The sequence below is a fragment of the Paracoccus lutimaris genome, from assembly GCF_003337565.1.
GTDB lineage: Bacteria > Pseudomonadota > Alphaproteobacteria > Rhodobacterales > Rhodobacteraceae > Paracoccus > Paracoccus lutimaris.
This window is the reverse complement of the sequence record NZ_QPJL01000002.1, coordinates 110,474-122,384: the sequence shown is the minus strand read 5'-3', so window position 1 is coordinate 122,384 and position 11,911 is coordinate 110,474. Positions and strand designations below refer to the sequence as shown.

Below are 11,911 nucleotides of genomic sequence, written 5' to 3'. Positions count from 1 at the left end.
TCATTCCTTCCCGGCGGATACACCGCCGTCATGCCCGCGCAGACCCGTCAGTCTGCTCGCGTCCCTGATCAATTTGTCGGTCAGGCCCCCCGGCGCAAGCGCGCTGTGTATGACATGATCGCGCCCAAAGGACAAACCCAATTCTGATGCGGTCAGGCAACCGAACCAGCGCCCGCCGGGCGGGGTCCAGAGCTTGCCTTTGCCGCGGTCGGACCCGTCGCTGGCCTGCAAGAGCACCTTTGCCCTGCCGGCCGCCAGCCAGTCCTTGACCTTTTCGAAACCAGCCACCGCCAGTCCCGCCTTGCGGGCCAGGGACAGCGTGTCAGTGACACGCCGCGCCAGCCCGGTCTCAATCATCGCCAGCAGCTCGGGCGGAGCCGAGACCTGCGCCTTTGCACCGCGCGAAAACAGCCCCTTGGCTGCCGCCTTGTCCAGTGCCGCCCGCTCGGCCACGACCCAGAAGCCGCGGCCGGGCAGTTTCTCCGCCAGATCCGGGACGACCTCGGCATCGGGGCCCGCGACAAAGCGGATTAGCCCGGCCTTCGGCTGGGTTTCGCCCGTCACGATGCAGCGCCGTTCGGGCGTCTCGCGGTCCTTTTCCCGGCCCCCGCGTGTCATGGATCTCCCGGGGCGTTACACCCCGGCCTCCTCGTCAGAGGCTTCGTCGGCGTCTTCGGCCGCTTCCAGCTCGGTCGGGTCGACCCAGCCCAGCATCACGCGGGCGGTCATGACCATGGTCTGCGCATCCTCCAGCGAGATGCCGAAGGGTTCCAGAATGCCGTCATCCTTGACGCGCTGGCCATTCGCGGTGGTCCAGCCGCCGGCGATTTCCCAATCGGCCAGCGTCGCGAAATCCTCAAGCGTCTTGACGTCATCCTTGGCCAGGGCTTCGGCCATCTGCGGCGTGATCCCCTCAAACTCGATCAGGCTGTCCTCGGCGCCAAGGGCACGGGCATTTTCCAGCGCGGCCTTGTTGGCGGCCTCGAGATGCTCGCGGGCGCGGGTCTGAAGTTCCTCGGCGGTGCCTTCGTCCACGCCGTCGATGGACAGAAGTTCGTCCACCTCGACATAGGCGACCTCTTCCAGATTGGTAAAGCCTTCGGCGACCAGCAGCTGGGCGAAGAATTCGTCCAGATCCAGCGCGTTCATGAACAGCTGGGTGCGGGCGTTGAATTCGGCCTGACGGCGCTTGGATTCTTCTTCCTCGGTCAGGATGTCGATATCAAGGCCGGTCAGCTGGCTGGCCAGACGCACGTTCTGGCCGCGACGGCCGATGGCCAGCGACAGCTGTTCATCCGGGACCACGACCTCGATCCGGGTCGCGTCCTCGTCAAAGACGACCTTGGCGACCTCGGCCGGTTGCAGGGCGTTCACCAGGAACGTCGCCTGATCCTCGGACCACGGAATGATGTCGATCTTTTCGCCCTGCAATTCGCCCACAACGGCCTGCACGCGGCTGCCGCGCATACCGACGCAGGCACCAACCGGGTCGATCGAGTTGTCATAGGAAATTACGGCGATCTTGGCGCGCGAGCCGGGATCGCGGGCCACGGCCTTGATTTCGATGACGCCGTCATAGATTTCCGGCACTTCCATCTTGAACAGCTCGGCCATGAACTGCGGGTCGGTGCGCGACAGGAAGATCTGCGGGCCGCGGGTCTCGCGGCGGACGTCCTTCACATAGGCGCGGATGCGGTCGTTCGGGCGATAGCTTTCGCGGCCGATCTTTTCGTTGCGGCGCAGGATCGCCTCGCCACGGCCGACATCGACGATGATGTTGCCGTATTCCTCGCGCTTGACGACACCGTTGATGATGGTGCCGGCGCGGTCCTTGAATTCTTCGTACTGGCGGTCACGCTCGGCTTCGCGGACGCGTTGCAGGATGACCTGCTTGGCCGATTGCGCGGCGATGCGGCCCAGTTCGACCGGAGGCACCTCGTCGATGATCTCGTCGCCGACCTGCGGTGCATCCAGATAGGGGCGTGCCTGCTGGACGGTCAGCTGCGCCTGATAATTCTCGACGGCGTCATCCTCGACCACGGTGCGCACACGGGTAAAGGTCGCGTTGCCGGTCTTGCGGTCGATGCGGACGCGGATGTCCATTTCGCTGCCATAGCGGGACTTGGCGGCGCGGGCCAGACTGTCCTCCATCGCCTCGATCACCAGATCGGGGTCGATCATCTTCTCGCGCGCGACCGCCTCGGCGGTCTGCAGAAGCTCAAGCTGGTTGGCAGAGGTAATGGCCATTCCTCACTCCTTCGCGTCGGCGTTGGGTTCGCCGGATTCTGTTTCGATCTCGTCAAAGGCGGATTCGTCCAGATGGTCGATCTGCACGCCCGCATCCTTCTTTTGCCGCAGCATTTCGGCGATCAGCTCGTCGGTCAGCACCAGCTTGGCGTCCGACAGCCAGTCAAAATTCAGGCCGATGGTGTGGGTCTCACCGGCTTCCTCGATGTTCAGCAGGACCTCGTCGCCCTCGGTCCCGGCCAGCACGCCCTTGAAGCGCTTGCGGCCGTCGATGGGCTGGTTGGTTTCCAGCCGCACCTCGTAACCTTCAAAGGTCGCGAAGTCCTTCATCCGGGTCAGCGGCCGGTCGATGCCGGGGCTTGAGACCTCAAGGTGGTAATTGTCCTCGATCGGGTCCTCGACGTCCAGAACCGCGCTGACCGCGGTCGAGATATCGGCGCAGTCATCGACATTGATGCCGCCATCGGGGCGGTCGGCCATGATCTGCAGGGTCGCGGTCTTGCCGCCTTGCAGGCGGATGCGCACCAGTTCAAAGCCCAGATCCTCGATCACTGGTCCGATGATCTCGGCCAGACGCCGGTCAATGGCGGTCTTGGCGATGAGGTCGGTCATATCGCTATCCCAAATGCAAAAAACGGGCCGTCGCGGCCCGTGCGTATTACCGGTGGGCAGGTTGTGGAGGCCTGCGCCGCTGTTGTTGATGGGCATATAGGGGGGCTTTTGCCCGAATGCAAGAAAAAGCTGGCCAGCAAATCGCGGGTCGGGCGCGGTGCCGGGCCATCACGCCGGGATCCGCTGGCGCAACCCGTCCATGACCCGCACCAGTTCGGCGGTGATTCGCGGCTCGCTCAGCGCATGGCCCGAGGCGGCGACCATCCGCAGCTCGGCCTTGTCCCAGCCCTGTGCCAGATCCCATGCCGCGTCGGGCGGGCAGACCATGTCATAGCGGCCCTGCACGATCACGGCGGGGATATGCTCGATCCTGTGGCGGTTGCGCAAAAGCTGATTGTCCTCAAGGAAACAGTCATTTGCGAAATAATGGTTTTCCAGCCGGGCAAAGGTGCGGGCGTAATCGGGCGGGGCGTGGCCGGTGGTGCTGGTCTCAAGCCCGGCCAGCGCGTTTTCCCACATCAGCCAGGGCAGGGCAAAGCGGGTTTCCTGCGCCACGTCGCCGCTGAACAGCCGTCGGTGATAGGCGGCGATCATGTCGCCGCGCTCGGCCTCGGGGATCGGGGCAAGGAATTCGGCCCAGCGGTCGGGAAAGAACCGCGCCGCGCCGCCGCCATAGAACCAGTCCAGCTCGGATCGCCGGCCCAGGAACACGCCGCGCAGAATCAGCGATTCGACCGCATCGGGACAGGTCTGGGCATAGGCCAGCGCCAGCGTCGCCCCCCAGCTGCCGCCGAACAGGATCGCCCTCCCGATGCCGAAATGCTGCCGAATCAATTCGATATCGGCGATCAGATGCGCCGTGGTATTGGCCTGCACCTCGGCATGCGGGCGCGAACGGCCGCAGCCACGCTGGTCGAACAGGATGGCGCGGTAATGCGCGGGATCAAAGAAGCGCCGCATATAGGGGCTGCAACCGCCGCCCGGCCCGCCATGCAGCACGATGACCGGAACGCCATCCGGATTGCCGCTTTGCTCGATATGGATCTGGTGGCCGTCGCCGACCTCGATCACCCGCCGGTCGAAGGGTTCGACCATCGGATGCAACCTGCCATGCGACGTCGTGCCGCCGATTTGCCCTGCCAATCTGTCCATGCGACCATTATATAACGCCTCGCGCGCGCCCGCCACATGAAGGACGGCCAGATGACCGAAACGACAGAACGGCAGAAAGCCGCCCCCAACAGCATCGATCCGGCCGAGGTTGCCAAGTTTCAGGCCATGGCGGCGGAATGGTGGGATCCGCAGGGCAAGTTCAAGCCGCTGCACATGCTGAACCCGACGCGGCTGGACTATGTGGTGTCGCAGATCGCGGCGCAATTCAACCGCGACCGGACGGCGGCGCAACCCTTCGCGGGGCTGTCGATCCTCGATATCGGCTGCGGCGGCGGCCTGATGTCAGAGCCCATGGCCCGGCTGGGCGCCAGCGTCACCGGCGCCGACGCGGCGACGGGCAATATCGCCATCGCCGCGCTGCATGCCGCCGAGCAGGGGCTCGCCATCGACTACCGCGCCACCACCGCCGAGGCGCTGGCCGCCGAGGGCCGCCGCTTTGACGTGGTCATGGCGCTGGAAATCGTCGAGCATGTGGCCGACCCCGCCGAATTCATCACCACCTGCCGCGATCTGGTGGCGCCGGGTGGCATGCTGATCGCCTCGACCCTGAACCGCACCGCGAAAAGCTTTGCCGCCGCCATCATCGGCGCGGAATGGGTGATGCGCTGGCTGCCCAAGGGCACGCATGACTGGCAGCGCTTCATTACCCCCGACGAGCTGACGCAGATGGCCGAAGCCAGCGGACTGACCGTCGTCGACCGCTGCGGCATGGTCTTCAACCCGCTCGGCTGGAGCTGGTCACTCTCGCATCGCGACCTGTCGGTGAACTATGCCCTGACCGCCCTGCGCGCGGCATAGCCCCTTTCTTCTTCATGAAAATATCCATGCTGCCCGCGCCACAAGCGGGCAGCGCGGATGCTATCTACCGCCCGAGCCAGCCGCATCCGGACGCAGCGATTCCTCAAGCTGCTTGCGCAGCAGGCGCAGAACCGGCAGCGCCGCGCGCACCCGCTCGGCGCCGATATCGCGCACCACGTCGGCGATTCGCGGCATGAAGGCCGCCAGCGCCGCATCCCGTGCCGCGCGCCCCGCCGGGCTGATCGCGACGAATTTGCGCCGGGCATCGTCCCAGTCCGGGCGGATATGGATATAGCCTGACCACTCCAGCCGCGACAGCGTGTTGGTCATGGCACCGCGGGTGACGTGGAATGCCTCGGCCAACTCAGCCGGGCTGCGTTCCACGTTCAGATGCGCCAGCAGGTTCAGCACCGAGAAATGCGAAATCTGCATCCCCTTCGGCAGCGCCTTGCCGATCAAGTCGCGCGCCAACTGGTCCGAGATGAACACCTCGGAAAACAGGCTTGCCGCCAGCGCATCGGCCGAGGCCTCGGCATGTCCCTGCAGGCTGTCGCGAGTTTTGTCGTTCATGGGCCCGCGAAGTTCCGGTCATGCGTGAGCGAAGGAATGCGCGACCGTGCCCCGACAACCGCCTCGGGGTCAAGTTCGACAAAAGTTACCCCCGGTTCCGTACCGCCATCGGCCAGAACCCGGCCCCAGGGATCGACGGCCAGCGAATGGCCATGGCTGCGCCGGGGCGGGCGGTCCGGCTCAAGATGCGCGGCATGCAGCCCGCATTGCGCCGGGGCCAGCACATAGCAGCCGGTCTCGATGGCGCGGGCGCGCAGCAAAACCTCCCAATGGGCGGCGCCGGTGGTGTCGTTGAAGGCGGCGGGCACCGTCAGAACCTCGGCCCCGGCCTGCGCCAAGGCCCGGAAAAGATAGGGAAAGCGCAGATCATAACAGACGCTCATCCCCACCGGCATCGGCCCCTGGGCCAGCACGGCGCGGCTGCCCGGACGAAAGGCGGCGGATTCGCGATAGGATTCGCGCGCGGACACCGTGACGTCGAACATGTGCAGCTTGTCATAGCGGGCGCGGATGCCGCCATCGGGACCGATCAGAAAGCTGCGATTGGCAAAGCGATCCTCGCCCGGCTCGCCGGTTTTCAGTGACAGCGAGCCGATCAGCAGCCAGATCCCCAGCGCGCGGGCCTCGATCCGCAGCGCGGCAAGGGTCGGGTCCTCGGCCTCGACATGCAGGATGCGGTCCTGCATCTCGCGGCTGGCGCCCAGCAGGTTTGTGGCCTCGGGTGTCAGGACCCAATCCGCGCCGCCGGCTGCGGCCTTTCGGATCAGGTCACGGGTGACGGGCAGGTTCAGCGCCGGATCGTCCGAGACGTTCAGCTGCACCAGTCCGGCGCGGATCCGGCCGGGGCGATCGCCGCCGCCCCATGCCGCATCTGTCTGCCCGTCGCCGGTCATGCCGTGCGGGCCAGAAGCCCGTCCAGCTTGCCCTCATTCTCCAGCGCGTGCAGATCGTCGCTGCCGCCGACATGCTGGCCATCGATGAAGATCTGCGGCACCGTCCGCCGCCCGCCCGCGCGCTGGGTCATGGCCACGCGGATCTGCGGATCGCGGCTGACATCGGTTTCCTGATAGCTGACGCCCTTGCGGGTCAGCAGCGATTTGGCGGCCTTGCAATAGGGGCAGGTGGGGGTGGTGTAGATCTCGACTTTGGCCATTTTCCGGTCCTGAAACTGCGTGTTTGTACCAATTTAGGTATCCTTGACCGCGCGCGCCAGCACCACCACCGAAATTGGCCCCGCGCCCGCCGCCCGCAGGGCCCGCGCCGCCGCCGCCAGTGTCGCCCCCGAGGCCATCACGTCATCGACCAGCAGCACCGCACTGCCCTGCACGCGCGATGCCATGCGTTGCGGCACGTCGATCGCATCCTCGAGATTGGCAAAGCGATCCTCGACCGAGCCGTGATCCTGCATCGGCGTGTGCCGCAGCCGGCGCAGCAACAGCGGCGCATGCACCAGATCGTGAACGCGGGCGACGCGCTGCGCCAGAATCTCGGCCTGATTATACTTGCGCGACATCCGCCGTCGCAGATGGGCGGGAACCGGGGCCACGATCATGTCGGGCCTGACCAGCGGCGTTGCCGCCCGCGCCACCCAGTCGCCAAGCGCCGGGGCGATGTCCAGCCGGTCGCCATGTTTCAGCATCAGGGCCAGCTTGCGTCCGGTGCCGCGATAGGTCAGCGCCGCCCGCCCGCGCAGCCATGGCCGCTGCACATGCAGGCATTCGTCGCAGACCATCAGCCCGGACGTTTCGTCCTGATCCTCGTCCAGCCCGTCGCCGGGCAAGGGCACCCCGCAGCGCGAACAGCAGCTGTGCTGGATGAACTCGGCCTCCCGCCAGCAGGTCGGGCACAGCCCGCCTTCCTCGGCCACGGGTTCGCCGCAGCAGATGCATTGCGGGGGGTAAACCAGCCGCAATGCGCCTTTCATCAGGGCCCGAAGCCCCCTATGTTGACCCCCCATGATGCCTGACCGTCCCACCCCCGTACCAAGCCTGACCGACCGCAACGCATTGACGCGGAACCGCAACCGCGCCGCCCGCCTTGGCCCGGTCGATTTCCTGCATCGAATCGTCGCCGATGAGGTTCAGGATAGGCTGGCAGAGGTTAACAGACGGTTTACCGATCCCGCCGTCGTGACCGGCATGCCCGATTACTGGCGCGAGGCCATGCCCGGCGCGAAAGTCGTCGCCGACACGCCCGAGCTGGATCTGCAACCCGGCGCGCATGACCTGGTCGTCCACGCCAATGCCCTGCACTGGGCCGAGGATCCGGTGGGCCAGATCGTGCAATGTGCGCGCGCCTTGCGCCCCGACGGGCTGTTCATCGCCGCCTGTCCGGGTGGGCGCAGCCTGCATGAGCTGCGCGACGTTCTGACCCGCGCCGAGGCCGAGGTCACCGGCGGCCTCTCGCCCCGCGTTTTGCCCATGGCCGAGATCCGCGATCTGGGCGCGCTTTTGCCGCGCGCCGGACTTGCGCTGCCGGTTGCCGACCAGATGACGCAGAATGTCAGCTATCGCAGCCTGCCGCATCTGGCCAATGACCTGCGCGCCATGGGCGAGGGGAACGCGCTGTCGGGCCGTCTGCGCCGCCCGACGCGACGCGATGTCCTGTTGCGCGCAGGCCAGCTTTATGCCGAAAACCACCCCGATCCGCAGGACCCGGCGCGCATCCGGGCCACCTTCGATCTGATCTTTCTGACCGGCTGGGCGCCGGATGACAGCCAGCAAAAGCCGCTGCGCCCGGGCTCGGCCCGGATGCCTTTGGCCGACGCCCTTGCCAGCACGAGGAAACCCGAATGACCCAAGCCGTGCCCGCCAGCCACCCCGCTCTGCCCGCCCGTCGCATCGGCGTGCTGATCGCCAATCTGGGCACGCCGGATGCGACCGATTACTGGTCGATGCGGCGCTATCTGAACGAGTTTCTGTCGGACAAGCGGGTGATCGACTATCCGGCATGGAAATGGCAACCGCTGCTGCAGACCATCATCCTGACCAAGCGGCCTTTCACCTCGGGCGCGAATTACCGCCTGATCTGGAACAACGAGGCCGATGAATCGCCGCTGATGACCATCACCAAGGAACAGGTGGCGGCGCTGCAGGACCGCGCGCAGGCGCTGTGGGGCGACCGCGTCATGGTCGATTTCTGCATGCGCTATGGCAATCCCTCGACCCCGGACGTGGTTGATCGCATGGTCAAGGCCGGCTGCGACAAGATCCTGTTTTTCCCGCTTTATCCGCAATATGCCGGGGCGACGACGGCGACCGCGAATGACCAGTTCTTCCGCGCGCTGATGACGCAGAAATGGCAGCCCGCCGCGCGCACGGTGCCGGCCTATTTCGACCGCCCGGACTATATCGCCGCGCTGGCCGGATCGGTTCGCCGCGCTCTGGGCAACAGCCAGCCCAGGAAACTGGTCGCCAGCTATCACGGCATGCCCAAACGCTACCTGCTGGAGGGCGACCCCTATCATTGCCAGTGCCAGAAGACCTCTCGCCTGTTGCGCGACGCGCTGGGTTGGGATGAGGGGGTGATCGACACCACCTTCCAGTCGGTCTTCGGGACCGAGGAATGGCTGCGCCCCTATACGGTCCAGCATGTCGCCGAACTGGCGAAACAGGGCATCACCGAGATCGCCGTGATCTCGCCCGCCTTTTCGGCCGATTGCATCGAGACGCTTGAGGAAATTCAGGGCGAGATCCGCGAGGCCTTTGTCCATGCCGGGGGCAAGGAATTCACCTATATCCCCTGCCTGAATGCCGAGCCGGATCATATCGATGTGCTGACCGCGGTGATCGGGGAAAATCTGGCTGGCTGGGTCTGATCCCGGCCGCCGGCCATTCTCGCTCGGCATCCTTGGCGTCTTTCGCCACATCAATGGCGCCTTGTGCAAGTGATATGGCGGGACCTGCTGACTAAGTTGCGTTCAATGCAAAAGCAAAGGTGCAACATGAACAGCCAGAACCAGCCCACCGCCCTTGTGACCGGAGCCTCGTCCGGCATGGGCAAGGCCATCGCCAGACGTCTTATCAGCGACGGCTATCTGGTCTATGTGGCCGCCCGCAGCACCGACAAGATGGCGGATCTTGTCCAGCTTGGCGCGGTGGCGCTGAGGATGGATATCTCGAAGGATGCCGAGATCGTCGCGGCGGTCGCCGCCATCACTGAGAGATCGGGCGGCGTCGACGTGCTGGTGAACAATGCCGGCTACGGGCTTTATGGCCCGGTCGAGGAGATCGGGCTGGACGAGGCCCGCTATCAGTTCGAGGTCAATGTCTTCGGCGCTGCCCGCCTGACGCAACTGCTGCTTCCCGCGATGCGGGCCAAGGGCCGGGGCACCATCGTCAACATCACCTCGATGGGCGGCAAGATCTATACCGTGCTGGGCGCGTGGTATCACGCCACCAAACACGCTTTGGAGGGCTGGTCGGACAGCCTGCGGCTGGAACTTGAGCCCTTTGGCATCCGTGTCGTGGTGATCGAGCCGGGGCTGATCGAGACCGGCTTTGGTGCGGCGGCCTCACAGGGTATTCAGGAACGCTCGGGCGACGGGCCCTATGCAAAGGTGGCGCAAAGCGTCGCCGCCTCGATGGAGCGCAGCTATGGTCACCGCCGGGGCACCGACCCCAGGGTGATCGCCGAGGTGGTGGGCGATGCGGTGAAATCCCCGCGCCCAAAGACGCGCTATGCGGCCGGGAAATATGCCAAAATGATGATCTGGGTGCGCAAATGGCTGGGCGACCGGGTCTTTGACCGGCTTATCAAAAGCCAGATGTGACGGGATGAGAGAGGCTGCGATGAGCAGGGTGAATGACAGATGCAGGCTGCCCCAGGCCTTCTGGCAGGCAACTGAGGCCATGGGCTTGCCCGCGCCGGCGCTGCTGCGGCAGGCGCGGCTTTCGGCGGCGCTGCATGTCACGCCGGATGCATGGCTGACCACGGCGCAGTATTTCGCGCTTTGGCGGGCGGTCGAAAGCCTGTCACAGGACCCGGCCATCGGCCTGAGGATGACGATCCAGACCGATACCTCGGTCCATCCGCCGGCCACCATGTCGGCTTTTTTCGCCCGCGACTATCGCGACGGGCTGCACAGGCTGGCCCGGTTCAAGCGTCTTTGCACGCCCGAGGAACTGACCCTGACCGAAAGCGGCAGCGAATGCCGCATTGCCCTGCGCTGGCTTTACACCGACGCGCCCGAGCCGGACGCGGCGGCGGATGTGAGTTTTGCCGCCATCCTTGAACTGGGCCGGCGGGGGACGGGAAAGCATATCACGCCCCTGCGGGTCGAAATGACCCGGCCCGGTCCGGTGACCGAGGCCCATCGCAGCTATTTCGACGCGCCGATCCGCACGGGCTCGACCCGGAATGCGCTGGTGCTGCGGCTTGCCGATCTGGACCTGCCCTTTGCCGGGCACAATCCCGACCTGCTGGCCATCCTCGACCCGTCGCTGACCGCATCCCTTGGCGAGATCGAGGCGCAATCCTCGTTGCTGGATCAGGTCAGGATCCTGATCAGGCGCCGCATCGCCAGCGGCAAACCCGAGATTGCCGATATCGCGCGCGAACTGGGCATGAGCGAGCGCAGCCTGCAACGCCGGATCACCGAACAGGGGACCAGCTATCGCGGCCTGCTGGATCAGGCACGGCAGGAACTGGGCCGGCATCTGCTGTCCGACCGGCAGAACGGCATCGACGAGATCGCCTTCCTGCTGGGGTTTCAGGACACCAGTTCCTTCTACCGCGCCTTTCGTGGATGGGAGGGCGTGACGCCGGCCCAATGGCGTAGCCTGCGCTGACCCCCGGGGTATCAGGCGCCCCAAAAGAAAAAGGCCCCCGAGGGGGCCTTTCCTGTCAGATCAGCAGCACCTGCGTGCCGATATTGGTCAGGTCGTAAAGCTGCTGGATGTGCTCGTTATAAAGACCGATGCAGCCGTTCGAGGATTTGCGGCCGATCTTGCGCGTGTCATGCGTGCCGTGGATGCGGTAATACTGCCAGCTCAGCCACAGGGCGTGGGTGCCCAGCGGGTTGTCGGGCCCGGCGGGCACGAAATCCGGCCATTCGGGATTGCGCTTTTTCATCTCTGGCGTGGGCGCCCAGGTCGGGCCCTTGACCTTCTTGATGATCTCGGTGCGACCGGTGCGGGTCAGGTCGGCGCTGACCGGGACCGAGGTCGGGAACAGCTTGTAGACCGACTGATCCTCGGACCAGTAATGCAGCGCGCGCGAGGTCAGGTCGACAAGAATTGCGCCATTCTTGAGGTTGCTGAAATACGGCTGCCAGTCCTGCATGCGGAAGCTGGAGATGTTGCGGCGCGAATCCTGGGTCTGGTCGATCTGCACCATGCCCGCATCGGGCGTCGCGCCGCCGGCTGCGCCTTGCAGCGGCTGGCCGGTATAGGGGTCGTAGGATTGTGCAAGCGCCGGGGCGGCAAGGCCCGCTGCACCAAAGGCCGCCGTGGCGGTCAGGAAATTCCGGCGCGATACCGGGTTTTTCGGCGTGATCATATGTCGCTCCTGA

The 11,911-nt window shown here is 65.5% G+C and carries 14 protein-coding genes; 5 read left to right on the top strand and 9 right to left on the bottom strand.

Annotation, left to right across the window (positions count from 1 at the left end; genetic code table 11):
- The 4 genes from DFP89_RS03110 to pip all read right to left on the bottom strand — a co-directional run bounded on the left by DFP89_RS03110 (position 1) and on the right by pip (position 3,954).
- Positions 1–618 (bottom strand): RNA-binding protein, encoded by a 618-nt coding sequence (locus DFP89_RS03110; RefSeq protein ID WP_114347927.1) that lies wholly within the window; start codon positions 616–618, stop codon positions 1–3.
- A gap of 15 nt (positions 619–633) precedes the next feature.
- Positions 634–2,247, bottom strand: a complete 1,614-nt coding sequence (gene nusA, locus DFP89_RS03105; protein WP_114347926.1) for a transcription termination factor NusA — start codon at positions 2,245–2,247, stop codon at positions 634–636.
- Positions 2,248–2,250: 3 nt separating this feature from the next.
- Positions 2,251–2,859 (bottom strand): ribosome maturation factor RimP, encoded by a 609-nt coding sequence (rimP, locus tag DFP89_RS03100; RefSeq protein WP_114347925.1) that lies wholly within the window; start codon positions 2,857–2,859, stop codon positions 2,251–2,253.
- Positions 2,860–3,027: 168 nt separating this feature from the next.
- Complete coding sequence (gene pip / locus DFP89_RS03095; RefSeq protein ID WP_245948578.1) at positions 3,028–3,954, bottom strand: prolyl aminopeptidase; 927 nt, start codon at positions 3,952–3,954, stop codon at positions 3,028–3,030.
- Positions 3,955–4,062: 108 nt separating this feature from the next.
- On the opposite strand from pip, the gene ubiG reads away from it, so the two are divergent.
- Positions 4,063–4,830, top strand: a complete 768-nt coding sequence (gene ubiG / locus DFP89_RS03090; protein ID WP_114348080.1) for a bifunctional 2-polyprenyl-6-hydroxyphenol methylase/3-demethylubiquinol 3-O-methyltransferase UbiG — start codon at positions 4,063–4,065, stop codon at positions 4,828–4,830.
- Between the two features lie 60 nt (positions 4,831–4,890).
- Here the strand turns inward: ubiG and DFP89_RS03085 are convergent, their stop codons facing one another.
- From DFP89_RS03085 to DFP89_RS03070, 4 genes are read right to left on the bottom strand one after another with little or no spacing between them, the layout of a single operon-like run.
- Positions 4,891–5,400 carry a MarR family winged helix-turn-helix transcriptional regulator gene (locus DFP89_RS03085; RefSeq protein ID WP_114347923.1) on the bottom strand — a complete coding sequence of 170 codons (510 nt, stop codon included), beginning with the start codon at positions 5,398–5,400 and terminating at the stop codon, positions 4,891–4,893.
- On the bottom strand, positions 5,397–6,236 hold the full coding sequence (locus DFP89_RS03080) for a carbon-nitrogen hydrolase family protein (protein ID WP_114348079.1): 840 nt from the start codon (positions 6,234–6,236) through the stop codon (positions 5,397–5,399). Before DFP89_RS03080 ends, DFP89_RS03085 begins: the two co-directional genes overlap by 4 nt.
- Positions 6,237–6,289: 53 nt before the next feature.
- Positions 6,290–6,553, bottom strand: a complete 264-nt coding sequence (gene grxC, locus DFP89_RS03075; RefSeq protein WP_114347922.1) for a glutaredoxin 3 — start codon at positions 6,551–6,553, stop codon at positions 6,290–6,292.
- 33 nt (positions 6,554–6,586) lie between these two features.
- The gene (locus DFP89_RS03070; RefSeq protein ID WP_114347921.1) at positions 6,587–7,324 is read right to left on the bottom strand and encodes a double zinc ribbon domain-containing protein; all 738 of its coding nucleotides are present in this window, start codon (positions 7,322–7,324) and stop codon (positions 6,587–6,589) included.
- A gap of 31 nt (positions 7,325–7,355) precedes the next feature.
- On the opposite strand from DFP89_RS03070, the gene DFP89_RS03065 reads away from it, so the two are divergent.
- From DFP89_RS03065 to DFP89_RS03050, 4 genes are all read left to right on the top strand, one after another.
- Positions 7,356–8,195, top strand: coding sequence for a methyltransferase domain-containing protein (locus tag DFP89_RS03065; protein ID WP_114347920.1), 840 nt, complete (start codon positions 7,356–7,358; stop codon positions 8,193–8,195).
- Positions 8,192–9,217, top strand: coding sequence for a ferrochelatase (gene hemH / locus DFP89_RS03060; RefSeq protein ID WP_114347919.1), 1,026 nt, complete (start codon positions 8,192–8,194; stop codon positions 9,215–9,217). The genes DFP89_RS03065 and hemH overlap by 4 nt, the downstream gene beginning before the upstream one ends.
- 126 nt (positions 9,218–9,343) lie before the next feature.
- Complete coding sequence (locus tag DFP89_RS03055) at positions 9,344–10,171, top strand: oxidoreductase (RefSeq protein WP_114347918.1); 828 nt, start codon at positions 9,344–9,346, stop codon at positions 10,169–10,171.
- A gap of 19 nt (positions 10,172–10,190) precedes the next feature.
- A complete protein-coding gene (locus DFP89_RS03050; RefSeq protein ID WP_220269798.1) occupies positions 10,191–11,189 on the top strand; it encodes an AraC family transcriptional regulator in 999 nt (332 codons plus the stop codon).
- Positions 11,190–11,244: 55 nt separating this feature from the next.
- On the opposite strand, the gene DFP89_RS03045 is transcribed toward DFP89_RS03050, so the two are convergent.
- On the bottom strand, positions 11,245–11,898 hold the full coding sequence (locus tag DFP89_RS03045; RefSeq protein WP_114347916.1) for a L,D-transpeptidase: 654 nt from the start codon (positions 11,896–11,898) through the stop codon (positions 11,245–11,247).
- Positions 11,899–11,911: the final 13 nt, after the last annotated feature.

Bases quoted from the DNA above. Each gene is read 5' to 3' on its own strand.
- DFP89_RS03110 (WP_114347927.1), bottom strand. From the start codon at position 618: ATGACACGCGGGGGCCGGGAAAAGGACCGCGAGACGCCCGAACGGCGC.
- hemH (WP_114347919.1), top strand. From the start codon at position 8,192: ATGACCCAAGCCGTGCCCGCCAGCCACCCCGCTCTGCCCGCCCGTCGC.
- DFP89_RS03085 (WP_114347923.1), bottom strand. From the start codon at position 5,400: ATGAACGACAAAACTCGCGACAGCCTGCAGGGACATGCCGAGGCCTCG.
- rimP (WP_114347925.1), bottom strand. From the start codon at position 2,859: ATGACCGACCTCATCGCCAAGACCGCCATTGACCGGCGTCTGGCCGAG.
- pip (WP_245948578.1), bottom strand. From the start codon at position 3,954: ATGGTCGAACCCTTCGACCGGCGGGTGATCGAGGTCGGCGACGGCCAC.
- DFP89_RS03070 (WP_114347921.1), bottom strand. From the start codon at position 7,324: ATGAAAGGCGCATTGCGGCTGGTTTACCCCCCGCAATGCATCTGCTGC.
- DFP89_RS03050 (WP_220269798.1), top strand. From the start codon at position 10,191: ATGAGCAGGGTGAATGACAGATGCAGGCTGCCCCAGGCCTTCTGGCAG.
- ubiG (WP_114348080.1), top strand. From the start codon at position 4,063: ATGACCGAAACGACAGAACGGCAGAAAGCCGCCCCCAACAGCATCGAT.
- nusA (WP_114347926.1), bottom strand. From the start codon at position 2,247: ATGGCCATTACCTCTGCCAACCAGCTTGAGCTTCTGCAGACCGCCGAG.
- DFP89_RS03045 (WP_114347916.1), bottom strand. From the start codon at position 11,898: ATGATCACGCCGAAAAACCCGGTATCGCGCCGGAATTTCCTGACCGCC.
- DFP89_RS03055 (WP_114347918.1), top strand. From the start codon at position 9,344: ATGAACAGCCAGAACCAGCCCACCGCCCTTGTGACCGGAGCCTCGTCC.
- grxC (WP_114347922.1), bottom strand. From the start codon at position 6,553: ATGGCCAAAGTCGAGATCTACACCACCCCCACCTGCCCCTATTGCAAG.
- DFP89_RS03065 (WP_114347920.1), top strand. From the start codon at position 7,356: ATGATGCCTGACCGTCCCACCCCCGTACCAAGCCTGACCGACCGCAAC.